This window comes from Meiothermus cerbereus, from assembly GCF_051297115.1.
Classification (GTDB): Bacteria; Deinococcota; Deinococci; order Deinococcales; family Thermaceae; genus Meiothermus; species Meiothermus cerbereus_A.
In genome coordinates this window covers 1-24118 of record NZ_JBEVAL010000022.1, presented here as the reverse complement: position 1 = coordinate 24118, position 24118 = coordinate 1, and the positions used below count along the sequence as shown (strand labels likewise).

Below are 24118 nucleotides of genomic sequence, written 5' to 3'. Positions count from 1 at the left end.
TATCGAGCTATAGAGGGCTTGTGTGAGATACGCCAACATCAATGGAACCATCGTTGCACACGACCAGGCCAGCCTGCACATCTCCGACCTGGGCCTGCGGCGGGGGTATGCGGTATTTGAGTTTTTTCGCGTCTTGCGCGGCATCCCCGTATTTCTGGAAGACCACCTCGAGCGCTTCGAGCGCTCGGCCCAGCTTTTGGAGCTCGAGCCCCCCTTCAGCCGGGAAAAACTGCAAAACCTCATCCTCGAGCTTATCCGGCTCAACGACCTGGAGCAGGGCGGCATCCAGATGCTGCTTACTGGGGGCTACTCCCCGGACGCCTTCACCCCCACCACGCCCAACCTGGTCATCACGCCCATTGCCGTTACACCGCCCCCGGCCCAGCTCTATGAGCGGGGGGGCAAGGTCATCCTGCACCAGAACCTGCGCGAACTGCCCGAAGCCAAAACCACCGACTACCTGGTAGCAGTACGGTTGTCTAAGCGGGTGCGGGCCGAGGGGGCCACCGAGGTGATTTATCACGATGGCACCTGGGTCTCGGAAGGGGGCCGCAGCAGTCTTTCCATCATCAAGAATGGGGTGCTCCACACCACCCGGGAAGGGGTGCTGCCCGGCATCACCCGCAAGCACCTGCTGCAGGTGGCCCGTCCCCTGCTGCCCATCCTGGAGCAGCCCATTGCCCTGAGCGAGCTACTGGAGGCCGACGAGGTACTCCTGACCGGGGCCACCCGGCAGGTGATGCCCATCACCCAGATTGAAGATAAACCCGTGGGCAACGGCCAGGTGGGGCCTTACGCCCAGGCCCTGATGGCGGCCTTTCAGGCGCACCTCGAGGCCTACCTCAACCAGCGCGCGGTACTGCAATAAGCGCCCCCGGCGTAAGGTTTGTTGTACACACGAATATCCGGCGCCTTTTGTGCTGGGTAAATCGCGCTGCATACCTGGCAGCGCAATTGTGTGCAGGCCAGGAGGCTGTAAAGTCCCAAAGGGCATTTGAACTTGTGGACACCAGCTCGCCAAATAGAATGTCGGTGTATGAAAACCCATCATATTTTTGCCCTGCTGGCCCTTATATTCTCCGCCTGCGCCCCTTCTAACGTGGCGCCACCCGGTGCCATTGGCTACCAGAACGCCTTTGTGCCCTTTGTATCTACCCCTCAAGCCGCCAGGTTGCAGTCTGGTGGAGGTGCGTCCCTGGGCTTGCGCAGCGGCCCCGAGGGTTTTGGGTTTCAGTACATCCTGGGGCCCTGGGGCGCCGACCTGATTGTGGCCCCAAGGGGCGGCTCTTCGGCTTTTGCTCGAGCCTCGTATCTGCAAGAGGGATGGGCCGCCGCCTTTAGCGTTGCCTGGGAGACCTACTCCACCTACCGCTACGACGGCTCCACCTACGTCTACGAGGCCGTAAACAGCGGAGGCGTTGGGCTGGACGTGGGATACTACTGGCCCATCTCCCTGGAAACCGGCCAGGGCTACATCGGACCTCGTTTGTATAACTACGTGCAGTGCAATAGCCGCGACAATAACCCCCTGCGTTGCAGCGGGTTGCGTTTGAACCCCGGTTTTACCATTGGGGTTAACCTGCCACTGGGCCGCTTTATAGCCGCTCCAGAAATTTCGCTTTTCCTGCTGCCCCCCGACGAGTATTTCAGCGTGCCCCGGCTGGCCACACCCTTTAGCTTCTCGCTTTCGTTCAGGTTCTAAACCGAACGCTTCGGGTGTGGTTCGCATTACCCCAGTCTGCCTTCGCGGCACACATCCTTAACATTACAGCTCCGGCAGCGAAAACCGGGGTTGGGTTCGACCACCCCGGCTTTGTACTGGGTGTAGGTTGCCTGCGCCCTGTCCAGTAGCGCCTTCAGGGTATTCCAGAGTTTTTCGATGGGCTTGCCATAAAGCAGCACCGGCTTGCCCAGCACCGGCCAGGCCCACAGGTACACCCGCTGGACACGGCCCGGGTAAGCAGCCAGCAGGTGGGCCGCAGCCCAGCGCTCGCTCCAGCGGTTTCGCACCTGCTGTTCGGCATCTTCGGGGCGGGTTTCGGGGGCCACGAAGCGGTAGATGTGCACCTCGCCCCCCTTGCGCAAAACCCCGTCCAGACGTGCTTCCAGACCCCGACCCTCCAGCTTGAAGCCCAGGTTGAGTTCGCCCAGAAGGCTGTAATGCTGGCGCATCCAGCCTTCGGTCTGGGGGAACTGCCGGGCCAGGGCCTCGAGGCGGGCCGGCACCAGCTTTTCGGCCTTGCGCAACTCGCGTACCCACTGCTGCCACCACAGGGGCTCCTCTTCTACTGGCGTGAGTTGCTGGGCCCAGAATTGAAATCCGCACTCGTGGTAGTGGCGCAGGTTTTCCACCCGCGGCGAACCCAGGTTCACCTGCCCCAGTGGGGCCTTGTAGCCTCCGTTCTGGGCCAGCTCGAGCGGGCTGGCGGGTGGCAACTCGGGCAGGTAGGGTGGGTGAGGCCCCACCAGGATGGGCTCAGGCTCCAGCGGCCCTTCCTGGCTGGCCTCGGGGTAGGTAACGATAACCTCGTCGGCGCGGGTTTTTAGTTCGTGCAAGAGCAGCCGGTCGCGCCCCATAAAGCGCCTGGGCAGACTGCCCCCCGCCCGCCCCAAGGCCTCCTCGAGGCTCACCCGCCACTCCTCGGGAATGAAGTAGTCCTCCTGCTCACCGCTGCTGTAGGCCCCCTCCACCGCATAGGTCAGGTAGAGCTTCTTCCAGCGCTGCCCCGAGGCCAGGTTGGGGGTGAGCACCGCCACCCCCCCGGGCGGGCGGTGGGGCTCATAGGTCTCGGCCAGCAGAGCCGCCCACCAGTGGCGAAAATCGGGGCCGCTACCGATGCGGTGCGCCTCGAGGGCCCGTTCCATCAGGCTGGCCCGGCGTGGGCTGTGACGCACTTCCGGCAGCGAGTCCAGCAGCTCTTCGGCCCAGGCCAGCGAGGGGTGGAGGGTGGGCTGGTGGTTCTCAAAAACCGAGCCCTCCTCTCCGGGAGACCGCAAACGCGAGAGCCACGCGGCCCATACCGCTTGCATCCCCAGCTCGGCGGCCAGGCGGGAGATGGCCTCGAAACCCACCAAACCGCGCTCGAGGGCCGCCCGGCCCAGAGGGGCCAGGTCGGGCACAGCCAGCAGGCGGGTGGGGGTGGGGTAGTCGGGCAGCTCGAGCAGCTCGAGCAAAAGCCGGCCCTCGGGGGTGTCGGCGGCAGTACGGGGCAGGTGTTCTATAAGGGGCAGGCCGTACTCATCGGCCAGGGTGAGCAGCGCAGGAATCCGCGACTCCGGCGCCACCACGGCCACCTCCAGGGGCTTCATTCCCTGTGCCAGGTCGCGCTTGATGGCCCGCAGTACCCAGCGGGCCTCGCTCACCGGGTTCTGGGCGCGGTAGACCTGGGTGGGAATAGGCCGGTGGGAAAGTTCCTGGTGGGCTGCGAATCCAGGCGGGGCTTCCGGCAGGCTAACCCAGAGCGGAACATAGCGGGACAGGGCCAGCAAAAGCCGCAGTTCCTGGACGCTCAGTTCGCGGAAACCATCCACCACCACCAGGTCGGGCTCGAGCTGGGCCCGGCCCTGTTCCAGCAGCTCAAGTGCCCCCGCGCGAAAGTCGTCATAGTCCCAGCGCCCCCAAATCTGCTTGAGTTCCTCATAGCGGGCATACACCACCTGCAGGCGCCGGGTTTCTGGCCCCAGGATGGGAATCTCCTCGGGCCCGACCCCGTTGCGCTTGGCCTCGGCGATGGCCCGGCTGAACAGGCGGGCCTCGCCAGGGCTGGGCAATGGGCTGTCATCCGATAAAAGCGCCTCCCCCACCAGCGCCACCCGGCCCGGCCCGGTCAGGATGGGCTTCAGGCCAAAGCTGGCCGCCAGCAGCCGGTAGTAAAGCTGCTGCGAGCTGAGCACCTCGAGGCCCAGCGTTGCGCCCTGTTCGGTGGCCCGGCGGTAGACGTAGGCTTTTTGCGCGGGCAAACAAACCCACCAGACCCGCTTACGCTGCCGCAAATAGGCCTGGGCGACCTCGAGCAGACAGGTGGTTTTGCCAGAAGCAGGGGGGCCCACAATCAGGTGCACGGCCTCACTATAGCGGCCATCTTGGCACCCCGTGAAGCATCGAGGGTAGCCCATCACACTCTGTATTTGTGAAGAGCGCTCTAACGAATCGCCGGCTCCACCGCCGGAAAGCGCACCGGCGAGCGCTGGTAGGCCGTCAGCCAGCGGGGGTCGGAGAGGGGCTCGAGGTTCCTTCCCAGCGCCAGCACCCCCACCACCCGGCCCTGGAAGGTCAGGAAGCAGCGATACCCCCTGGGCTCCACCACATACCAGTTGCCCAGGTTGATGTTTTGCAGCACATTTGCAAAGCGGCGGGCCAGTTGGTTACGCAGCCGCACGGCATCCTGAGCCGGACGCTCGAGCGCCACCACCGCAATCTCCTCGAGTCCCAGTGGAACCGGGGTCAGGTCTATGTTGACCGTTATACGGCTTACCGGAAAGCCATCGCTCCCCAGCACCACCCGCAGCAAGAAGCGCTGGGGTGCAGCCCGCTCGGCATAGGCAAACTGGGGGCGCAGGGTCTGGAAAATGGCCTGACAGCGATCCAGCACTGCCGGGTCGTGGGACTGGGCCAGGCCAGCGGCTCCAGCCACCACCAGCATGACCGCCCAGCACCGCACGCTCCCCCCTACTCCCGCACCCCAAACAGCGAGCCCAGGCACATCTCGTCGGTAGTACCCTCCCCCCAGGTCATATAGCGGGGCTGCAAAGGCTCCCCACCGGGGCCGGGAATAGCCGATTTATTGTCGTAGACACAGGTTACCCGCACCCGGTCGCCCTGCCGCAGCCGGATGGGGGTCTGGTACCAGTACTCGCCCTGCCACTGGAAGTTCCACTGCGGAATGTAGAAGAGCGTCCGGGCGCCCGGCGTACCGGGGTTGACCTCCACCTTGAACTCCACCCCCCGCAGGTGCATGTGCGCGGTTACCCCGTGCACCTCGAGGGCGTTTTGGACCGTCCAGTCACAGGAGGTAGCCTGGCGGCTGCCATCGCCTATATCGCGGTTCAGGTAGCCCTCAATGCTGGTGTTGCACAGCATGTGAATCCAGTCGGCGATAAAGCCTAGCTCGGTGCGGGCTCGAGCGTAGGCACGGGTACACTGCTCTCCCGTCATACCCGGAGGACACTTTATTTCCACCGGGGCGGCCAGGGTCATGCCCACCAGCCGCTTGAGCTGGACGCCCCTGGGCGCCAGGTACAAAGCCATCTGGGTGGCGTCGGGGTTGGCGCCCGAGGCGGTGTTGTAGTGCACCTGCATCACCACCCGGCTACCCGCCCGCAAAAGCCGCCCCGTACCCTCCGGCAGCATGGTGGCCCCCCCGCCCGGTACCCAGAAACCCAAAATGCCGCCAGTGTTGCGTGGATCGCTGCTCAAGCCCGGCCCACCGAAGCACTGCCAGCCGGGGCCCGGCTCGGCGCGGTCCTTGGCTTCGGCGGCTTCTACCATATCGGGGCCAATCAGGAACAAGATCACGTGGTGCACGCTGCGCTTGTCGCCTGGAACAATCTTGTAGCCGGTCAGGTAGGTATCGCGGTCGAAGGTAGCAGGCATCAAAAAGCAGCGGTAATCGTCCAGAACAGAATCGTTGGGTGTGTATGGGGGGTTCAGGGTAGCCACCAGGTCAGGTTGCGGCGCAGGCGGCATGGCTTTGGCGGCAATGGGCCTGGGGTTCCCCAGGGGCGCACCAGCCTCGGCCCAGGCAATCAGCGCGGCCTTGGCACTGGCAGAAAGTTTGCGCTCGTCTTTGAGGGGGGGCGTACCCTCACCGGGGGGCCAGGGGGGCATCCGGCCCTGCTTGACCGAGTCGGCAATAGCCGTAGCCATATTGCGTGCCCAGCGGGCATCGTCCAGGGGAAAAGGCGCGATGCCGCCTTCGGTGTGGCAGCCCACGCAGTTGGCTTGCAGAATCTCGGCCACCTCCCCGTGGTAGGTAGGGGGCTGGGCCGGGCCCGCTCCCATCGAACCCAACGCTAGAAAACCCAACAACAGCAGCGGTATTCTCGGCATATTCACCTCAGCAACTGCGCTATTTCTTCTTTTAGTTTAGCGGTAGAAAGGCGGCTCGCTCCATACAGCATCCGCACCAACCTGCCCTGGGCATCCAACAAGGCCAGGGCATCGGTGTGAAAAACCAGTCGCCCGCCTGGCGCCAGGTTGTACTCGACCCGGGCAGCCTCGGCAATCTGGCGAATGGCCTCAGGTTTGCCGGTAAGGCCCAGCACCGGCATAAAACCCCGCAGGTATTTTTGCAGCGTCTGAGGGGTATCGCGTTCGTCCACGCTTAAGAGCAGCAGTTGAAGGTTTGGCGGCGCACCCAGGGCTTCATAAGCAGGCAGCAGGCGGCCCAACGTGAGGGGGCAGGCATCCGGACACTGGGTATAGCCAAAAAGCACCACCGCCGGGCCTTTGGGGGGAAACACAAAGGCCTTGTTCTCGTGGGAACGCAGCTCAACCACCGGCAGGGCCTTGGCGGGTTTGAAGTCGGTGGCCCCCGGCCCCGATGCGGGCAGGTAATGCCCCCCGTGGGCCCAGACCAGGCTGGTCAGGCCAAGCAGCAAGCAGCAAAGAAACGTTGGCATTTTTACCATCATGACTGGCACAGCTTAAACCTAGCTGAATATAGAGCAAACTGCCAGCCAGTCCAGCCCCTTCGCCCCTATCAGTGGCTTCTAGCGCCCCTCCTCCCGTTTAGCATTGCCAGTACCCCGCTTTCTGGCTATTTAGAGCACTCTTCACAAAATATTGAGCCGCTCACAACTTGATTGCTTTGTTCTAAACAGCACAATCTCCTCCCAGGGGGAGACCACGCCTGTGAAGAGTACGCTATGCAGCTCATGGGAGATGAATTTGGTGTACAGGCCCCCCTCTACCATCAGCATGTGGGCGGAAGATGCAGCTTGAGTTCAGGCAGAGGGAAATCTATTTTCAGGAGCGCCCGACAGCAAATGCATAAAGCCCCAGGCCACCGTAGGTCGGCCATAAAGGGTATCCGGCCAGACGCAGCTTTTCCCATATGCCCGCCACCACCTCAAAGCTGCTGAGAAAGGTTCCAGGGTAATAGTAGCCCAGAATCTGGCGGAAGTCCCAGCCCTGCAGGGCGAGTCCTCGAGCGCCCCACTGGCTCATGCCCACCCCGTGGCCGCTACCCTGCCCAAACACCTGCCAGCCATCGAAACGCACCCGTGTAGAAGGTAGCCCCAGGCCCCGCAGCAGGCGGGTAGACTGGGGCGCATCAAGCTCCGCGCTACCGTTACTGCCCACAACGCGAAGCCGCAGTGGACGCCCGCTCTCGCTCATAAAAAGCGGGGTGATGGACTGCACCGTGCCCACCTGGATACCCAGCCCAGCCAGGGCTTTGGCTACCGCATCGGGTGTTAGGGTACGGCTCCAGGTGCTGCTGGGACTTACTGCAAAAGGATCAGGGCGCGCGACCAGATAGGGTACGTTATTGCCCCAAACTTCGGCGGAGGCTGCTGTATAACCGCCAGAATCGGCGTGGTAAACAGCGGTAATGGGCTTGTGGTTATAGCTCACGATAAGGGAGCGCGTGGCATTTACAGCGCTGGTGTGGCGGGGGGTTTCTATCGAGCGCCCCAGGTAGACCTGGCAGCGTTCGGTGGCACAAAGGTCGTAGAGGCCCTTGGGGTTCAGGCGGTACAGTGCAAAGGTACGGGCCAGAATGGCCTGGGCCTGTAGCACCGAATCTGGAAATGAGGCTGGAACCTCGCCAGGAACAACGCCCAGCAGATAGTCCTCGAGCCAGACCCGATTGATAAAAAGTGCCCGGCCAGCCTGCCATACCACCAGCAGGTTGCCCCGGTAGCTTCGCCCCCCCAGGGTAAAACCGTCTGCCGGCACAAACTCCACCCAGGGACCTGCACTCTGACCATCGACCAAGACCTCGCCCAAACCTGCCGTAACCCGCAGGTTGGCCGCGTCAAAAGTACGCACACCGTAGGCACTTTGTCGCTGATGAGGCCCCATCTGAACAATGCCCGCCGAGGCTTCGGTCAGCAAGACCCGCAGCAGCAAATCCTGCTGGGCCTGGGCAACCCCCAACAAGAACAAACAGCAAAACACAACGCGCATCATGCCCGTAACCTTTCCCAAGTATATGCACACCCCCGGGATGGTCTGGTTTATCTGACCTCGAGCAGGGCCTGGCCCATCGAGCCCTGTGCCCAAAGGTGTCCAATGTCCTTACCCAGAAGCACTACAATTGGCGTGCGGAACAGGGCCAGTCCGCACTAGGTTGGTTGGAATTGGGGTTGCGGCTTTTGTATTTGCTATGGGATACTCTTATTAGTAATGATTATTATTTGCAATATGCTCCAAGATGCCAGAAAGGAAAACCAGATGAGCGCTGCCATCACGCCCTCCATACCCACACAAAACCCTTTGCTTTTGCTTTGGAACCACGAGGTCAAACGGGGCTTTTTACTGGCCGGCATTACCCTGCTGGGTCTGGTAGGAGGTTTTGTCGCGGAGGGCTACGAAATATCCTGGCTAAGAAACGGCCTGTGGGCGCTGGCCTTTTTGGCAGGCGGGGTTCCATCGGCCATCAAGGCCATGCGGAGCCTGTTTCAGCAGCGCAAGCTAGATGTGGATCTGCTGATGGTAGTAGCTGCGCTGGGGGCCGCCTCGGTAGGTCAGGCGGGCGATGGGGCCATCCTGCTTTTTTTGTTTAGCCTTTCCAACGCCCTGCAAAGCTGGGCCATGAACCGCACGCGACGGGCCATCGAGGCCCTCATGACCCTCCACCCCGAGGGGGCCAACGTGCTGCTGCCAGATGGTAGCGAGCTTTGGAAGCCGCTGGATGCCCTATTGCCGGGCGACATCCTGGTGGTACGCCCGGGTGAGCGCTTTGCCGCCGACGGCATTGTGCTGGAGGGCTACACCGATGTGGACGAGAGTGCCCTTACGGGCGAGAGCGTTCCAGTGGACAAAAAACCTGGCGACCCCGTTAGAAGCGGTACCCTCAACGGCCACGGCGCGGTGCGGGTACGGGTAGAACGCCCCGCCAGCGAAAGCACCCTGGCCAAGCTGATTAAGCTGGTTGAAAGCGCCCAGGCCAGCAAAAGCCGCACTGAGCGCTTTGCTGAACGCTTTGAAGGCCCCTACACCATCGCCGTGTTGCTGTCGGCTCCGGTGGTTTTTGTAGTAGCACATTTTGTTTTTGACCTCGAGGCTGCCCAGGCCTGGTACCGCGCCATGACTTTTTTGGTTGTGGCCAGCCCCTGTGCAGTGGTCATCGCTACCCCGGCGGCGGTGTTATCGGCGATGGCTGCGGGAGCTCGAGCTGGGGCATTATTCAAAAGTGGGGCGGCTTTAGAAGCCCTGGCCAAGGCCAGCATCTTCGTTTTTGATAAAACCGGCACCCTCACCGAAGGGCGCATGAAACTGGTACAGGTAGAGGTGCTGCAAGGCTCCGAGGCCGAAGCCAAGGCCCTGGCCGCCGGAATCGAGCGCTACAGTGAGCATCCCATCGCCCAGGCCATTGCCCAGAGCTGGGATGGCCCCACCCCAGAGGTCGGCGAGATACGGGCCGTACGAGGCCATGGGGTGGTGGGGACCCTGGCCGATGGTACGCAGGTCTGGGTGGGCAACCGGCGGCTGCTGGAAAGCCTGGGCGTAGCCCTGAAGCCCCAGGTCGAACGCCAGTTGCGGGCTATTGAGAGTAGAGGCCTGACCACCGCCGTGCTGGGAATCGATCACCACCCCATGGCCTTGCTGGGCGTGGCCGATACCCCCCGCCCGGAGGCTGCCCAGGCCATTGCCAGGCTAAAACGGCAGGGCGCACGGGTCATCATGCTCACCGGCGACCGCAAAGCCGTAGCCGAGCACATCGCCGCGCAGGTAGGCATCCAGGAGGTTTATGCCGAGCTCTTGCCCGAGGACAAGCTCGAGCGCATTAAACAACTGCGCCAGGAAGGCACGGTGGTGATGGTGGGCGACGGCCTCAACGATGCCCCCGCGCTAAACGCCGCCGACGTGGGGGTCTCGATGGCCGCAGGCTCCGACGTCTCGCTCGAGAGCGCCGACCTGGTGCTGATGAAAAACGACCTGAACCGCCTGGTGGGGGCCCAGCAACTAGCCCGTGCCACCGCCCGTACCGTCTATTTCAACCTGAGCTTTGCCCTTAGCGTAATTGTTGTGGTGGGGGTCTTTGCCCTGGCTGGCAAGGTGCCCCTGCCAATGGGGGTGGTGGCTCACGAAGGGGGCACGGTTTTCGTGGTGCTGGTTGGTTTGCGCTTGCTGGCCCACCGTGTAGGGAGCTAGGGCAGTTCTCAGAAAAAAGCAGGCGCACCCGAAAGAGCAAAACCCGTGGGTTACTTCCACGGGTTTCGACTGGTTTTCTTTGGTGGAGCTGAGGGGATTCGAACCCCTGACCTTCTGAATGCCATTCAGACGCGCTCCCAACTGCGCCACAGCCCCGCAAACAGCAATGGAAAGTATAGGGGGCCAGTGCAATCTAGTCAAGCCTTGTAAGTAACGCGGGCCTGGCTTTGGCGTCAGCACGGCATTTTCGAAGCCGTGGCCCAAAGCCTCTGCAGGCTTGAATTCCGCACCCTACCCGGTGCAGGGCGGGTACAAAGCACTGGGTTGTCATAAAAAACGCCGCACGAATGGCATTCCACATTGGTAAGATACAAGCGCTATGGCAGATAACACGCGGGCCTGGATGGAAGAACTTTTGGCCGAGATGGAAGAAAGGCGCAAACGCATCACCGCTGGTGGAGGGCCAGAACGAATCAAAAAGCAACACGAGGCAGGCAAAATGACCGCCCGTGAGCGCATCGAGTACCTGCTTGACCCCGACACTTTTGTAGAGCTATTGCCCTTCGCCGAACACCCCGAAAGCGAGCTGATGCGCGGGGTACAGGCCCCAGCCGATGGGGTGGTTACTGGCTACGGCCAAATTGGGGGCCGCACGGTTTTTATCTTCAGTCAGGATTTTACCGTACTCGGCGGGAGCCTTGGGAAAACACACGGGCAGAAAATTGCCCGCGTGATGGATATGGCCGCCAGGGTAGGTGCCCCCATCATCGGCCTCAACGACTCGGCGGGGGCGCGCATCCAGGAAGGCGTGGACAGCCTGTCGGGTTATGGCGAGGTGTTTTACCGCAACGCCATTTACTCGGGCGTGGTACCGCAGATCTCGGCCATACTGGGGCCCTGTGCAGGTGGGGCCGTGTACAGCCCGGCCATCACCGACTTTGTGCTGATGAGCAAGGGCAGTAGCTACATGTTCATCACCGGGCCGGAAGTGATCAAGAGTGTGACCCGCGAGGAAGTTACCTTCGAGCAGCTGGGCGGTTCGGAAGTTCACACCAGCAAATCGGGGGTGGCCCACCTCGAGTGTGAGGGGGATCAGGCCGTGCTGGACACCATCAAAAAACTTCTGGTCTACCTGCCGCAAAATGCCAAAGAAAAGCCCCCTCTACGACAAAGCAGCGATCCCAAAAACCGCAAAACCCCTGAACTGCTCGAGCTGGTGCATCCTGACCCCCGCCGCCCTTACAACATGCACCAGATTATCGAGACCATCGTGGACGAAGGGGTGTTTTTAGAGCTACACCCCAATTTCGCCAAAAACATCATTGTGGGGTTTGCCCATCTGGGTGGCCAGAGTGTGGGGATTGTAGCCAACAATCCTCGCTTTATGGCCGGAGCCCTGGACATCAACGCCTCGGACAAAGCCGCCCGCTTTATTCGCACCTGCGACAGCTTCAACATTCCCATCCTGACCCTGGTGGACGTAACCGGCTTTTTGCCGGGGGTAGCCCAGGAACACCAGGGCATCATCCGCCACGGGGCCAAGATGCTTTATGCCTATGCCGAGGCCACCGTTCCCAAAATTACCCTGATTACCCGCAAGAGCTATGGCGGCGCTTACCTGGCCATGAACTCCCGCGATATGGGAGCCGACGTGGTGCTGGCCTGGCCCACCTCGGCGGTAGCGGTGATGGGTGCCGAGGGGGCCGCCAACATCATCTACCGCAAAGAAATCCAGACCTCCCTCGACCCCACCGCCACCCGCCAGGCCAAAATTGCTGAATACAAAAAAGCCTTCGACAACCCCTATGTGGCGGCAGGCCGGGGCTACATCGACGATGTCATTGACCCCGCCGATACCCGGTGGCTTCTGGTACGGCACCTCGAGATGCTCTCCAGCAAGCAAGAGGAGCGGCCCTACAAGAAGCACGGGAATATCCCGCTGTAGAGCGCTCTTCACAAATATTGAGTTGCTCACAACTTTGGTTGCTTTGTCCTGCACAGCACAGTGGCCTCCCAGATGGCAGGCCACGTCTGTGAAGAGTGCGATAATTTGCGGGGCACCTGGGGGCAAGGCGATGTGTTTGTGTGTAGCCAGCCCGGTTTTTAGGTATAGGGCAGGGCAAGGGCAGTTTGGGAAACGATCTTGCAGTTTCCGAAAGAAGCCAAAAAGGGTTTTTGGCTTGTATTTGCCGCCAGGAAGCGTTCTGGGCCTTCGGCCTGGTCGGTACCGGTATTACCTCGAGCTCTTCACCCTACCCTGGCGGCTGCTGGACAACACCTGGTCAAAGCTGGTGCGGGCACGGGCCTTCATGGCCTCTACCGCTTTCCAGTTGGGCTGGCGCTGGGTCAGCACCGCCGAGGCCAGCAGATCAGGGTCGCCGGGCATGTCCAGATAGACTGCCCCGGCATCGCGACAAAAACCGGCCACCTTGGGGTCGTAAGCAATGCCCGCAAAGGGGGTTCCCGCCGCCGCAGCCAGAATGGCCCCGTGCAGGCGCACCGAAACCACATAACCCGCCTGGGCCAGCAGGTAGCTTACCCGGCGCGGATCCCAGGCCAGTTCGCGGGTGAAGCTACTAAACTTTTCCAGCACCGGCTCATCGAAGCCCGGTTGCAGGGCCAGCACCACCACCTCGAGGCCCTCTACCCGCAGCCGGTCGGCCAGTTTGTGCAGGTTGGCATTGGCCTCTTCGGTGCCGTACTTGGGAACCAGCACCACCATGCTGGGCTCACGTTCCACTGGCGGTGGGGGCAGGAGCAAAGCCGGGTCGGCGCCCAGGTGTACCTCCAGCCCCAGGCTGCGCCCGTACTCGAGCGAGCCCTCGTCGCGGAAATAACAGGACACCCCTCGCAAGGCCCGCCGAACCTGCTGTTCTCCTCGCCTGCTCAAAGGCCCCAGCGACTGGTTGAACACATACACCGGTTTACCCCGCCGCCGGGCCAGTCCGATGATGGTCAGGTAATACCACAGGCTCAGGCGAGAGGTTTTATCCTGCAACAAGCCACCCCCGCCAGACAAAAGCAGATCCACGCCACCCAGCGCCTTCCATACTTCTAAAGGCCGGGTGCGACGAACCGCCTCAACCCCGTAGCGCTGGGCGGTTTCGCTGGGGTTGTTGGAAAATACCACAGCTTGATGCCCCCGGGCCTTGATCTCCTGTACGATGGCCTCGAGAATGGCCTCATCACCCGCATTTTGAAAGCCATAGTACCCGCTGACCCCCACGCGCATACGAACCCTCCAGGTTTCTTCCATCTTGGCACGGCTGGGCATTAGATGTTTCTACCTGAGCCACCATTCGCGCAAGCGGCGGAAAGCCCAGACCCCCACCAAGCCCAGCCCGATGCCGATCAAAATTCCATTCAGCACCCGAAAAAAGGAGATGCTGAGGGGGGTATGGTAGTGTGCAAAGGTGTTCAGTATTGAACCCATACCCACCGCCACCAGCACCAGCAGCGTATTTCTGATCCAGGAGGGCCAGGGCAAGAGCAAGGCCATAGGGGCCAGGGCGTGGGCGAAAATCTCCTTGAAGCGGGGGCGCACCATGACGTCTTGCAAAAAGGCCCGGAGCTGCAACTCCCACTCCGGCACGATGGAGGGGGCCGCATCGTTGCCGCGCCGCAAAACGGCCAGGGCCACCACCGCCAGCCCCACCAGCGCGATGGCCACTTCGCCCAGCTTAAACGGGTGGTTATACAGGAAATTCAGGGCAGGCTTGTAGGCGGTGGGCAGAAAGGAGAGTGCAACCAGCAACGGCGGCACCACCAGGGTCAGCGAGACCCCCCGAAAAGGATCCAGCCCCAGCACGCTCTGGGGGGTGCTGCCCAGGGCGGCCAGAAAGACCACCCCCGCCAGCGAATAAAGCACCGCCGCCAGCCACAAGCGCAGCCCCTGCAGGTGGCGCTCGAGGAAGCCCAGGGCGGGAAAAACCATTGCGGCCAACAAGGGCGCTGCATCGCCGCGGGCTACCCCCAAAGCCAGCAGAACCAGCAGCACCACAGCCGGCATGCCAAGGGGCTGGGGCAGGCCCACAACCAGCAGGGCCAGCCCGGCCAGAACCCCCACCAAGGCCACAAAGCGCAACGGTGAAGGGTTAAAGTCGCGGACAGTGGGCGTACCAATGGGGATGCGCGAACGTTCCAGGTCGCGCTTCAAAATGGTTAGGAATTGCTGGGTATCCCCTGACTGCTTGTAGGGCCGCAGGTAGAGCAACTGGTGTCCCCGCTCGCGGGCCGCCAGCACAAACTTGTCGGCGGTCTCGGCGGGCGAGAGTTTGTCCTGCCACTCCGGGCGGATGCTAAAGAGCCGCTTGACCGGCAGGGCCTTGGCGAGCTGGGCAAAGCCCCGCTGAGGGGTACCCTCGATCCAGGCCACGGGCTTGCCTTGCAGACCTGCGGCCACAACCTCGAGGTTGTCCTTATACCCCAGTACGTCCAGCCCAGCAAATGCCACCGCGTCGGTCTCGGAAGGAACCAGCTCCACGTCGTACTTGCGGTAGGGGTGGTCGAAGGGTCGGGCCACGATGTAAAAGCCCTGGGCCTTTAGCTCACGGGCCAGGGCCAGGTCGTAGCCGGCAGGAAAAAAGTCTACGTTAACCGGGGTGGCCAGCCAGCTCTGGGTTCCAATCAAAACCCGCTCGGTGGGAATGTTCCAGCGGGCCACCATGGCATCCAGCAGGTCTGCCGGGCCGGTCAGGTAAAACCACCCCGGCTTGATCTGGGCGTTGGGGTAAACCAGTTGCAGGGTGTTGGCAGGGTGAAAGGTCAGGAGGCCCCGATTTACCCAATTGCGCACCGATTGCTCATACAGCGCAACCCCCTGCACCCCCAAAGCCCGGTACTCCTGCATGAGCTGCAAGAAGGTTTTGCCGGTGAAGCGGGCCTGCTCTATCGCTTCCTCACCGTCCATAATGAGCACCACCGGCCCCGGACGCTCGACCTGCATCCGGGGGAACAGTGCGGGCAGGCTCAGCAGCGCCGAGAGCAGCACTGCTATACGCAATAGGCCCCGCAGGTTCACGACCACCCCCCTTGCCCCACCTTGTTGTCCTGCACCAGGCTGCGCACCCGCGCGCTCAGCATGGCCAGGGCCTCTTCGTTGTGGCCCCCGTGGGGAATAATCACGTCCGCATAACGTTTGGAGGGCTCCACAAAGGACAGGTGCATGGGGCGCACCTGCTCCAGGTATTGCTGGATCACGCTCTCGACCGTGCGCCCGCGCTCGACGATATCGCGCTGCAAACGCCGGATAAAGCGCACATCGGCGTCGGTATCCACAAAAACCTTAAGGTTCATCTGGGCCCGGAGGGTGGCGTCCACCAGCAGCATGATGCCCTCGAGCACCACCACCGGGGCGGGCTTTACCAGAATGGTCTCAGGGGAACGGGTGTATTCCTTGAAGGAGTACACCGGAATCGCGACCGGCTGGCCCGCCGCCAACTGCCGGATGTGCGCAAGGTAAAGCTCGAGGTCGAACGCATCGGGATGGTCGTAGCTCAGCTTGAGGCGCTCTTCAAAAGGCAGGTGGGCGTTGTCTTTGTCGTAGTTGTCCATCGGCAGCAGGGCCACCTGCTCTGGCCCTACCGCGCCCATCACCGCCTCGGTTACGGTGGTCTTGCCGCTACCGGTTCCTCCGGCAATTCCAATCACAAAAGCCCGACTCACAAAGCCAATCATACGCTGCGCGGCCTGGCCTGGGTAGGCTTTGCTGGCTGTGCCAAATTCTGCCCCCAAATGCCTGCCGGGTGCGGCAGGGCTGCAAAAAACTTTTGCTAGCCAGAGGATTTGTTAGAGTATACGGCAAGCATGGTGGTTCTAAGCGGTGAAATTCTGATTGACCTGATCGGCGGCAATGCCAATGCACGGTCTGCCCTGTCCTACCAGGGAGCGCTGGGCGGGTCGGCCCTGAATACCGCCTCGATTTTGGCCCGCCTTGGTGTGCCGACGCGCTTTGTGGGCGAGGTCGGGCAGGATTTTTTGGGCGACTGGGCCCTGGCCCGCATGGCCGAGCAAAAAATCGAAACCCGCTTTATTCGGCAGCTTCCAGATATGGCCACCCCTTTGCGCCTTGCCGAGCTAGACGCCGCAGGCAACATCCGCTTTAGCTTCTACCACGCTTTTGGCAATACCCGCTTCAACCCGGATAGCGCAGCGATGGCCCGCGCCAGGTGGTTTCACTTTGGCTCCTTTTCCGCTTTCGATCCTCGCAACATCGCCGGAATCGAGGGTCTGCTGGAGATTGCCCTCGAGTACGATGTGCCGGTAAGCCTCGACCCCAAGCTGCACACAATCCCCAGCGCTGCTTACCGGGAGCAGCTTTTACGCTACATGCCTTATGTTTCGGTGCTAAAGGCCAGCCTGAACGACGTCAGGCATATGTACCCTCAAGCCCCTAACGACCCACAGTTCCTGCTCGAGCAGCTCGTCGAACTCGGCGCGCCGGTCACGGTCTTAACCCTGGGGGCTAACGGGGCTATGGCGGCCTTCCGCACCCGAATGATGCGGGTTCCATCCATCCGGGTAACGGTAGCCGATACCCGGGGTGCGGGCGATGCCTTTATGGCTGGCCTCATTTACGGAATGTTGAAGCAAGACATCGGCTCGAGAATGGATTTGCTTACCTGGGATGGCACCCAGCTCCCGGTTGTACTGGCTTCCTCCTGTCACCTGGCTGCCATTACCTGCACGGTGAAGGGGGCCAGCCCACCCGAGGAGCCCCTGCATGCCTGGTGGGAGCGGTATGGATGAACCCCATTCGGCCTGGAGCGGGTTTCTATCGCACTCTTCAAAGGCGTGGCCTCCCATCCGGGAGGCCACTGTGCTGCGCAGGACGCAATAGTAGTGTTGGTGGTGGGCTCAAGGGCTATGAACAGCGCTCTAGACTCGAGCCACCGAACGGCTGTCCTTGACCGTAGCGTGACCAATGGCCTTTTCGTGGCCGTCCACCTCGAAGGCGTGAAGCTTGCTGGTGTCCACCAGCAGTTCGACTGTATCGCTGGGCAGCACCATGGTGTGACCATCTACCTTGGCGGTCAGCATGTTGCCCGCCACATCAACGTGCACTTCGGTGTCGGCGCCCAGTGGCTCCACCACCTCGACCTTCCCTTTGATGACATTCTCCCCTTCTGGGATAGGGGTCCAGCCCTTGAGACCAAGGTGTTCGGGGCGGACGCCCATCCAGACTTCCTTGCCGTTGTAAGGCAGCAGGCTGGCACCCAGGGTCTCGTTGGCCTTTATCTTGAAGCCTTCCCCCACAAAGTAAGCACTGCCGCCCTCTACCTGCACCCTCGAGCGGATGAAGTTCATGGAGGGGGAGCCGATGAAGCCTGCCACAAACTTGGTCTCGGGGAAGTCGTAGAGGTTGAGGGGGGTGTCTACCTGCAGCATCTCGCCGTCCTTCATGACCACAATCCGCTGGCCCAGGGTCATGGCCTCAACCTGGTCGTGGGTCACGTAGACGGTGGTCACACCCAGGCGGCGCTGGAGCTTGGAAATTTCCGCCCGCATCTCCACGCGCAGCTTGGCATCAAGGTTGGAAAGCGGCTCGTCGAACAAGAACACCTTGGGTTCCCGCACGATGGCCCGGCCCATGGCCACCCGCTGGCGCTGCCCACCCGAGAGCTCGCGGGGCTTGCGGTGCAGGAGGTGGTCAATTTTGATGATGCGGGCAGCTTCCTTGACCCGACGGTCGATCTCGTCCTTGGGAACCCGGCGCAGCCGCAGGCCAAAGGCCATGTTCTCGTAGACGTTCATGTGGGGGTAGAGGGCGTAGTTCTGGAAAACCATGGCGATGTCGCGGTCTTTGGGCGGCACATCGTTTACCAAGCGCTCGCCGATGTAGAGCTTACCCTCGGTGATGTCCTCCAGACCGGCAATCATGCGCAGGGTGGTGGTCTTGCCGCAGCCCGAGGGGCCTACAAACACCACAAACTCCCCGTCTTCGGTCTCGAGGTTGAAGTCCTTGACCGCCGTCACTTTATTGCCATACCTCTTGTAGATATGTTCCAGTCGAATCTTAGCCATTATCGGCCTCCTGTTTTGCGCCGAGCCACTGTGCAGTCTCGGCCTGTACCGGCGCCCACGCTGTGAGACCTCGCCAGGGCGAGCCCATCGGGGATTCATCAGGTACAAAGCCAGTCTACCCAGTTTGCAACCACGACTTCAATACCTATCGGTTCTTACAGACCTCCTCTGGCCCAAACACCGGGCCAGAGCAGATTCACAGGAAAAGCGCTGGCTAATCGGTGGCCGGGCCGGTTTGCTTGCTCTTCAGGCGCTCTACCACCAGCTCGGAGATGTCCAGCACCCGAGGGGCCTGGCCTTCGGGCTCCTGGGCGGTCTCGAGGTTCATCATCTGCATACAAAAGGGGCAGCCCACCGCAATGGTCTCGGCCCCGGTGGCCTTTAGCTCGCGGTAGCGGTGGGTGGAAACCCGTTCGTTTCCGGGCTCCTCTTCTTTCCAGAACTGCGCCCCACCGGCTCCACAGCAGAAGCTATCCTTGCCGTGACGTGGGGGTTCCTGTAGCGCCAGCCCGGTAGCCTTTAGAACCTGGCGGGGTTCTTGCAGTACGCCGTTGTGTCGGCCCAGGTAGCAGGGGTCGTGGTAGGTGACCGCCCCGTTCATGGGGAGGAGCTCGAGCTTCTTGGCATCAATCAGCTCGGCGATATAGTCGGTGTGGTGCTTGACGGTATAGTGGCCGCCAAAGTCCTTGTACTCGTTGGCCAGGGTGTGGAAGCAGTGCGGGCAGGTGGTGACGATGGTCTTGGGCCTGGCCTCCATCACGGCATTCAGCGTCTCGACATTTTCAGTTGCCAGCTGCATGAACAAAAACTCGTTGCCGGCTCGCCGGGCCGCGTCCCCGGTGCATTTTTCTTGCTTGCCCAGCACTGCCCAGCTGGTGCCAGACTGGTGCAAAATCTCGGCAAAGGCTCGAGCGGTCTTCTGGGCCCTGGGGTCGTAGGCGGGCGCACAGCCCACCCAGTAGAGCACCTCGGCCTCGGGGTTCTCGCTTACCGTCTTGACCGGGAAGGGTAGCCCTTCGGCCCAGGCCAGCCGTTTGTCCGCCCCCAGGTTCCAGGGGTTGCCGTTGCGCTCCATGCCCTTGAAGGCGTTGTTCAGCTGGGATGGAAACTCACCCTGCATCATCACCTGCTCGCGCCGCACGTCCAGGATGTGCAGCATGGGCTCATTGCCCACCGGGCAGACCTCCACGCAGGCGTTGCAGGTGGTGCAGGCCCAGAGGGCCTCCTCGTTCAGAGCGAACTCCAGCAAGGGGCGGGGGCTATCCTGGCCTGCGGCAAAAGCGGGCAGAATCTGGTTAAGTTCGTAGCGCTCGTTGATCAGGATGGCCGAAGGCGAGAGGGCCTTGCCGGTGGTGTAGGCCGGGCAAACCTCCTGGCAACGGTTGCACATAATGCAGCTATAGGCATCCAGCAGGCGGGGCCAGCTAAAGTCCTCGAGCTTAGCCACCCCAAACTTCTCGAGCTTTTCGAGTTCCTCAAAGTCTTTGGCGATGGGCAGCAGGGCCCCTGGCTTTTCCTTCTTGAAGGCCAGGTTGAGGGGAGCCAGGAACAGGTGAATGTGCTTGGAGCGGGCAAAATAGGGAATAAAAACCAGGATGGAGCCAAGGGCAAACCACCAGAAGAGGTGCTCCAGGACCACCAGGCGGTCTACATCCATTTGCAGAAATACGTTAGAGACCAGCGTTGCAACAGGCTGGTAGGGGTCGGGGCCATAATCGAGGTTAGCAGCCTGGGCGGCCTTGTGCAGCAGGCGGCTGCCCACATGAAAAAGAATGAACCCACCCACAATGGCGCTATCGGTAGGGATTCCCTCGCGCACCCGCTCGTGCAGAAGGGTCTTCTCGTTCCAGCTAAAAGTTTTGCGCCCCACCCCGGAGTAACGCCGCACGAGGAGGCCGATAATGCCGAGCAGGATCAGGGCAGTGAGGAGGTCGGCCACCAGGTTGTAGCCATTCCAGAAACCACCCCGGGCCTTGAAGGGGAAGAAGCCCTCGAGCACATCCACCAGGTTCACGCTCAGGTAAAACACAAAGCCGTAGAACACAAAAGCGTGCAAAAGGCTTACCCAGGGCCGCTTCTTGAAGACCGTCTGCATGGTCAGGGTCTGCCAGAGGGCCCGGCCCACTCGAGCCGGCAGGTTATCGAAGCGGTCTTCCGGCTGACCCCGACGGATGGCTTTGTATACGCGGTAAAGCGCCCCTCCGCCAAAATAAAGCGAGGCCAGCAGCAGCAGCAAGAAGAGGATTTTTTCGGGGGTAGTCAGCATGGGGCTCCCTTCGAGCGAGTAAAAATTGTACTAGGTATAAGTTTATTGCTCCACCGTGTAGTTATCAAGTGCAGAGGCTACCGGACTCACGCATCGTACAATGTTGGGTGATGAATATCACCGTGAATGCCTTTGTGCTGGCCTGGGCCTTGCTGCTGGTGTTTGCTGCTTTCAACAACTACATCATCTATCGGCTCCTGCGGGAGCGAAACCGCACCGAGCTAATGTGGATTGGCGTGGTCGCTACCATCATTCCGGTGGGGCTTTTTGCCCTGTGGCCGGGGGCGCTCACCCTGATGTCGTTTCCGCTCATTCAGAGCATTGGGATGCTGGTCATTATGCGCCTGGTGCAACGGCAAGGCTAGCGCGGCTGGGCCAGCACCACCGCCCAGGCATGACCAACCCTCGAGAGCCCCGCGCCTGCTTCGGTGTAGTGGGGGTTCATGATGGCCCGGCAGTGCACCGGCGAACGCAGCCACCAGCGCACGGCCCGGGCCGGGTCGCTGCTGCGACCCTTGAAGATAATCTCCGACATGCGTAAATAGCCATAGCCAGCCCTGGCGACCCGCACCCGTGGCCCCACCCCTCTAAAATAGTGCGACATGAAGCCATAGCGCCCCATATTGAGGGCATGGCTTTTGGCAGCTTGAGCCAGGGTTGCCTCGTAGCGCAAAGGCGGGAGGCTATACCCACCCCCACCCCCACGGCAGGCCACACCCCTGGCCCGGGCTTCGTTCAGAAGCGAGAGAACTTGCTCCTCCAGCCGGGCGGCAGGCTGCGCAAAGGCGGGAAAACCCAAAGCGATGAGCAGCCAGCAGAGTCGCTTCATATTGGATCACCCAAAAGCTACCACAAGCCACCCATCCTGGCCCATACCCCCCCACCCCCAGGGCAGACCACTCGAGGTTTACAGTAGGCTAAAACTAAGCAGCGCAAAAAGAATGCCCAAAACAGCGCCGACGGCAACCTCGAGGTAGGTGTGGCCCAGCAGCTCTTTTAGGGGCTCGGGCCGCGGGCCATGTTCGAAGACTGCGCGAAACTCCTCAAACAGGTCGTTCAGGCGTTCGGCGTGGAGCCCCGCCGCCCGGCGGATGCCGGTGGCGTCGTACATCACGATGATGGCCAGCACCACCGCAATAGCAAAAAAGGCGCTTCCCAGCCCCTCGGTAATGCCCACCCCGGTAGCCAGAGCAGCCACCGTAGCCGAGTGGGAAGAAGGCATGCCCCCGGTCTCGGCCAGGCGCTCCCACTCCCAGCGGCGCTCTACCAGATAGTAGATAAAAAGCTTGAGAAGCTGCGCAAAAACACTGGCCAGAATGGCTGTCCAGAGCACCTGGTTGGAGAGCAAATCACCCATAGTCAGAGCTACCTGCTAGATTCTACCCCCTTGGCGCTTGCGGGATGGCCGCTACGGTCAGTGGGCATGCCTTGCCCGCCGCCGCATGGCCGCCACTACCGTATTGTGCAAAAGCATGGCCACCGTCATGGGCCCCACCCCTCCAGGAACCGGGGTCATGGCCGAGGCCACCGTAGCCACCTCGGGGGCCACGTCCCCCACCAGGATGTCGCGGCCCTTCGCGTTCTGGCCCACCCGATTGATGCCCACATCCACCACCACTGCCCCAGGCCGTACCATCTCGGGCGTAATGAGGCCCGCTTTTCCCACCGCAGCCACCAGCACCTCGGCCCGGCGACACACACCGGCCAGGTCGTGGGTGCGCGAGTGGGCCAGGGTCACGGTCGCATTTTCCCGCAGCATCATGGCGGCCAGGGGCTTGCCCACCAGGTTGCTGCGCCCCACAATCACCACTTCCTTGCCCGCCAGGGGAATCTGGTAGTGCTTCAGGATACGCATGACCCCGGCGGGTGTGCAGGATTCCAGGGCTTCCAGGCCCATCCACATTCGCCCGGCGTTGACCGGGGTCAGGCCGTCCACGTCCTTCAGGGGGTTGATGGTTTCCAGCACGGTGTTGAAGTCTACCTGTTTGGGCACGGGCGACTGCACCAGGATGCCATCCACCTCGGGGTCAGCGTTAAGCTGGGCGATGTGGGCCAGGAGTTCTTGCTGGGATGTGCTTTCGGGAAACACATCCACCTGGCTGGACAGACCCAGTTTTTTGGCCTGTCGGTCTTTTAGCCGCACATAGGCAACCGAGGCCGGGTCTTCCCCCAGCCGCACCACCCGCAGGTGGGGCACATACGGCAACTTAGAAAGCAGGTCTTGCAACTCCTGATAAACAGCCTCAGCAACTGGAGGGCCGGATAATTCAAGCATGGGCCACCTCTTGGATTGTTTGGCGCGAACGGTGATTTACTCGTTCTTGGTTACTGCCGACAACTCGCCCGCTTCGATGCGTTTGAGCAACCGGGCCAGTACTCCGTTTACAAAGCGCCCGGAGTCTTCACCGCCGTAGCGCTTGGCAATCTTGACCGCTACTTCGATAAGAGGGGCGTAAGGCGTGGGCTCAAAGAGCATCTCATAGGCAGCCAGCCGCAAGACCGCCAGGTCGGTCTTGGCCATCTGGCCAAAGCTCCAGCCCTCGATGGTACCTGCCAGCACCTCGTCCACGGTTTGTTGTTGGGCCCGATAGCCCTGCACCAGGCGATGGGCAAAAGCAAGCCCCTCACCGTCGAGCACGTCGGCGTCCTGGTCGGACTCCTCGGGTTCTACCTCCTGGGTGGCGTGCTGCCAGGCCGCCTCGAGCGGAACCCCACCCACTGCGTGCTCAAAAAGCACCTTGAAGGCCAGTTCACGCGCCTTACGCCGCATCTGGCCTCCAACCCACTTGAGAAGCAGCAAAGCAAGCCTGCAGCCTTTCCCTGGGGCAATTTTTGCCATCCTTGTCAGCGGCAAACAACAGCCGCTGCACGGTCATTTGAGCGCTGTGCCTGAGGCGGTTCTTACCGAAAGCCTTGCTAAGCTGCATTGGACTCCTTATATTCAACGGCCACCACCGTAACATTGACGGCCTTAACCTTGAGACCCGTAGAGGCTGTTAGAACGTCGCCAACAGTGCGCTGGGCTTCCTTGGCCGCCTCAATTACAGAGTTGCCGTAGTCCACACTCACGTTCAAATCCACCACCAGTGTGTCGCCCTCACGCTCGATACGTACCGGACGCGAGCGGCGCCCCGAAAGCACATCGCCCACACTCCGGTTACCCGCCTGGGCCAGCCGCAGCCCCTTTTGCCCTTCCAGGGCCAGCGTTACCAGGCTGACCAGGGCCGATTCGGAAAGGTCGTAGTCCACCATGCCCGTAGTTTACCCGCTAAGGGTAAAGAGCACAAAAGGCCCGCCCATCAAAAGTGCGGCGCTGCCAGTACCCCGGGTGTGGCTTGCCTGGAAATGAGCCCGCATCCGGGTTGTCAAAGGTTAGCGCACTCTTCATAGCCCCTGAGTCCGTCATCAACATTACTACTGTGTCCTGCACAGGCAGGGCCTCCCCTATGATACCAACCTTAGATAGATAGTCATTCTTCAGGAATCCACCCGAACCCCGCCACCCCCCG

General features: G+C 61.6%; 21 protein-coding genes and 1 tRNA gene. 6 read left to right on the top strand and 16 right to left on the bottom strand.

Annotated elements, in window-relative coordinates:
- Positions 1-22: 22 nt before the first annotated feature.
- Both ABWU19_RS06510 and ABWU19_RS06505 read left to right on the top strand, forming a co-directional pair.
- The gene (locus tag ABWU19_RS06510) at positions 23-868 is read left to right on the top strand and encodes an aminotransferase class IV (protein WP_435900908.1); all 846 of its coding nucleotides are present in this window, start codon (positions 23-25) and stop codon (positions 866-868) included.
- A gap of 168 nt (positions 869-1036) precedes the next feature.
- Entirely contained in the window at positions 1037-1702 is a 666-nt protein-coding gene (locus tag ABWU19_RS06505) for a hypothetical protein (protein ID WP_435900907.1), read from the top strand.
- 26 nt (positions 1703-1728) lie between these two features.
- Here the strand turns inward: ABWU19_RS06505 and ABWU19_RS06500 are convergent, their stop codons facing one another.
- From ABWU19_RS06500 to ABWU19_RS06480, 5 genes are all read right to left on the bottom strand, one after another.
- A complete protein-coding gene (locus ABWU19_RS06500) occupies positions 1729-4062 on the bottom strand; it encodes an ATP-dependent nuclease subunit B (RefSeq protein ID WP_435900906.1) in 2334 nt (777 codons plus the stop codon).
- Between the two features lie 80 nt (positions 4063-4142).
- On the bottom strand, positions 4143-4661 hold the full coding sequence (locus ABWU19_RS06495; protein ID WP_435900905.1) for a hypothetical protein: 519 nt from the start codon (positions 4659-4661) through the stop codon (positions 4143-4145).
- Between the two features lie 8 nt (positions 4662-4669).
- Positions 4670-6049: a c-type cytochrome gene (locus ABWU19_RS06490; protein WP_435900904.1), complete on the bottom strand. Its 1380-nt coding sequence runs from the start codon at positions 6047-6049 to the stop codon at positions 4670-4672.
- Positions 6050-6051: 2 nt separating this feature from the next.
- Complete coding sequence (locus ABWU19_RS06485; protein ID WP_435900903.1) at positions 6052-6621, bottom strand: SCO family protein; 570 nt, start codon at positions 6619-6621, stop codon at positions 6052-6054.
- 346 nt (positions 6622-6967) lie between these two features.
- The gene (locus tag ABWU19_RS06480) at positions 6968-8134 is read right to left on the bottom strand and encodes a SpoIID/LytB domain-containing protein (RefSeq protein WP_435900902.1); all 1167 of its coding nucleotides are present in this window, start codon (positions 8132-8134) and stop codon (positions 6968-6970) included.
- A gap of 264 nt (positions 8135-8398) precedes the next feature.
- Between ABWU19_RS06480 and ABWU19_RS06475 the strand changes: the two genes are divergently transcribed.
- Positions 8399-10321, top strand: coding sequence for a heavy metal translocating P-type ATPase (locus ABWU19_RS06475; protein WP_435900901.1), 1923 nt, complete (start codon positions 8399-8401; stop codon positions 10319-10321).
- An 80-nt stretch (positions 10322-10401) separates the two neighbouring features.
- Here ABWU19_RS06475 and ABWU19_RS06470 read toward each other — a convergent pair.
- Positions 10402-10477 (bottom strand) — tRNA-Ala (locus ABWU19_RS06470).
- Positions 10478-10700: 223 nt separating this feature from the next.
- Between ABWU19_RS06470 and ABWU19_RS06465 the strand changes: the two genes are divergently transcribed.
- Positions 10701-12266 (top strand): acyl-CoA carboxylase subunit beta, encoded by a 1566-nt coding sequence (locus ABWU19_RS06465; protein ID WP_435900900.1) that lies wholly within the window; start codon positions 10701-10703, stop codon positions 12264-12266.
- Positions 12267-12554: 288 nt separating this feature from the next.
- Here the strand turns inward: ABWU19_RS06465 and csaB are convergent, their stop codons facing one another.
- The 3 genes from csaB to udk are packed head-to-tail and all read right to left on the bottom strand — an operon-like array spanning position 12555 to position 15997.
- Positions 12555-13553, bottom strand: coding sequence for a polysaccharide pyruvyl transferase CsaB (gene csaB / locus ABWU19_RS06460; RefSeq protein ID WP_435900929.1), 999 nt, complete (start codon positions 13551-13553; stop codon positions 12555-12557).
- 51 nt (positions 13554-13604) lie between these two features.
- Positions 13605-15335, bottom strand: a complete 1731-nt coding sequence (locus ABWU19_RS06455) for a DUF5693 family protein (RefSeq protein ID WP_435900928.1) — start codon at positions 15333-15335, stop codon at positions 13605-13607.
- Positions 15336-15337: 2 nt separating this feature from the next.
- A complete protein-coding gene (gene udk / locus ABWU19_RS06450) occupies positions 15338-15997 on the bottom strand; it encodes a uridine kinase (protein ID WP_435900899.1) in 660 nt (219 codons plus the stop codon).
- A gap of 129 nt (positions 15998-16126) precedes the next feature.
- On the opposite strand from udk, the gene ABWU19_RS06445 reads away from it, so the two are divergent.
- Positions 16127-17068, top strand: a complete 942-nt coding sequence (locus ABWU19_RS06445; RefSeq protein WP_435900898.1) for a carbohydrate kinase family protein — start codon at positions 16127-16129, stop codon at positions 17066-17068.
- A 129-nt stretch (positions 17069-17197) separates the two neighbouring features.
- Here ABWU19_RS06445 and ABWU19_RS06440 read toward each other — a convergent pair whose 3' ends face one another.
- Positions 17198-18343: an ABC transporter ATP-binding protein gene (locus ABWU19_RS06440; protein WP_435900897.1), complete on the bottom strand. Its 1146-nt coding sequence runs from the start codon at positions 18341-18343 to the stop codon at positions 17198-17200.
- A gap of 214 nt (positions 18344-18557) precedes the next feature.
- Positions 18558-20609, bottom strand: coding sequence for a (Fe-S)-binding protein (locus ABWU19_RS06435; RefSeq protein WP_435900896.1), 2052 nt, complete (start codon positions 20607-20609; stop codon positions 18558-18560).
- A gap of 110 nt (positions 20610-20719) precedes the next feature.
- Here ABWU19_RS06435 and ABWU19_RS06430 point away from each other — a divergent pair, with 110 nt between their 5' ends.
- Complete coding sequence (locus ABWU19_RS06430; protein WP_435900895.1) at positions 20720-20974, top strand: hypothetical protein; 255 nt, start codon at positions 20720-20722, stop codon at positions 20972-20974.
- On the opposite strand, the gene ABWU19_RS06425 is transcribed toward ABWU19_RS06430, so the two are convergent.
- The 5 genes from ABWU19_RS06425 to ABWU19_RS06405 form a co-directional block, all read right to left on the bottom strand.
- On the bottom strand, positions 20971-21438 hold the full coding sequence (locus ABWU19_RS06425; RefSeq protein WP_435900894.1) for a CAP domain-containing protein: 468 nt from the start codon (positions 21436-21438) through the stop codon (positions 20971-20973). The genes ABWU19_RS06430 and ABWU19_RS06425 overlap by 4 nt on opposite strands.
- A gap of 78 nt (positions 21439-21516) precedes the next feature.
- A complete protein-coding gene (locus tag ABWU19_RS06420; RefSeq protein ID WP_435900893.1) occupies positions 21517-21966 on the bottom strand; it encodes a divergent PAP2 family protein in 450 nt (149 codons plus the stop codon).
- 57 nt (positions 21967-22023) lie between these two features.
- A complete protein-coding gene (gene folD / locus ABWU19_RS06415) occupies positions 22024-22884 on the bottom strand; it encodes a bifunctional methylenetetrahydrofolate dehydrogenase/methenyltetrahydrofolate cyclohydrolase FolD (RefSeq protein WP_435900892.1) in 861 nt (286 codons plus the stop codon).
- Between the two features lie 36 nt (positions 22885-22920).
- Positions 22921-23379, bottom strand: coding sequence for a transcription antitermination factor NusB (gene nusB, locus ABWU19_RS06410; protein WP_435900891.1), 459 nt, complete (start codon positions 23377-23379; stop codon positions 22921-22923).
- Positions 23380-23525: 146 nt separating this feature from the next.
- A complete protein-coding gene (locus tag ABWU19_RS06405) occupies positions 23526-23861 on the bottom strand; it encodes an Asp23/Gls24 family envelope stress response protein (RefSeq protein WP_435900890.1) in 336 nt (111 codons plus the stop codon).
- Positions 23862-24118: the final 257 nt, after the last annotated feature.

What these genes read in the sequence shown, in the direction of transcription:
- ABWU19_RS06505 (WP_435900907.1), top strand. Translation starts at nt 1,037, where the DNA reads ATGAAAACCCATCATATTTTTGCCCTGCTGGCCCTTATATTCTCCGCC.
- ABWU19_RS06490 (WP_435900904.1), bottom strand. Translation starts at nt 6,049, where the DNA reads ATGCCGAGAATACCGCTGCTGTTGTTGGGTTTTCTAGCGTTGGGTTCG.
- ABWU19_RS06485 (WP_435900903.1), bottom strand. Translation starts at nt 6,621, where the DNA reads ATGCCAACGTTTCTTTGCTGCTTGCTGCTTGGCCTGACCAGCCTGGTC.
- ABWU19_RS06480 (WP_435900902.1), bottom strand. Translation starts at nt 8,134, where the DNA reads ATGATGCGCGTTGTGTTTTGCTGTTTGTTCTTGTTGGGGGTTGCCCAG.
- ABWU19_RS06475 (WP_435900901.1), top strand. Translation starts at nt 8,399, where the DNA reads ATGAGCGCTGCCATCACGCCCTCCATACCCACACAAAACCCTTTGCTT.
- ABWU19_RS06465 (WP_435900900.1), top strand. Translation starts at nt 10,701, where the DNA reads ATGGCAGATAACACGCGGGCCTGGATGGAAGAACTTTTGGCCGAGATG.
- csaB (WP_435900929.1), bottom strand. Translation starts at nt 13,553, where the DNA reads ATGCGCGTGGGGGTCAGCGGGTACTATGGCTTTCAAAATGCGGGTGAT.
- udk (WP_435900899.1), bottom strand. Translation starts at nt 15,997, where the DNA reads ATGATTGGCTTTGTGAGTCGGGCTTTTGTGATTGGAATTGCCGGAGGA.
- ABWU19_RS06445 (WP_435900898.1), top strand. Translation starts at nt 16,127, where the DNA reads ATGGTGGTTCTAAGCGGTGAAATTCTGATTGACCTGATCGGCGGCAAT.
- ABWU19_RS06440 (WP_435900897.1), bottom strand. Translation starts at nt 18,343, where the DNA reads ATGGCTAAGATTCGACTGGAACATATCTACAAGAGGTATGGCAATAAA.
- ABWU19_RS06435 (WP_435900896.1), bottom strand. Translation starts at nt 20,609, where the DNA reads ATGCTGACTACCCCCGAAAAAATCCTCTTCTTGCTGCTGCTGCTGGCC.
- ABWU19_RS06430 (WP_435900895.1), top strand. Translation starts at nt 20,720, where the DNA reads ATGAATATCACCGTGAATGCCTTTGTGCTGGCCTGGGCCTTGCTGCTG.
- ABWU19_RS06425 (WP_435900894.1), bottom strand. Translation starts at nt 21,438, where the DNA reads ATGAAGCGACTCTGCTGGCTGCTCATCGCTTTGGGTTTTCCCGCCTTT.
- ABWU19_RS06420 (WP_435900893.1), bottom strand. Translation starts at nt 21,966, where the DNA reads ATGGGTGATTTGCTCTCCAACCAGGTGCTCTGGACAGCCATTCTGGCC.
- folD (WP_435900892.1), bottom strand. Translation starts at nt 22,884, where the DNA reads ATGCTTGAATTATCCGGCCCTCCAGTTGCTGAGGCTGTTTATCAGGAG.
- nusB (WP_435900891.1), bottom strand. Translation starts at nt 23,379, where the DNA reads ATGCGGCGTAAGGCGCGTGAACTGGCCTTCAAGGTGCTTTTTGAGCAC.
- ABWU19_RS06405 (WP_435900890.1), bottom strand. Translation starts at nt 23,861, where the DNA reads ATGGTGGACTACGACCTTTCCGAATCGGCCCTGGTCAGCCTGGTAACG.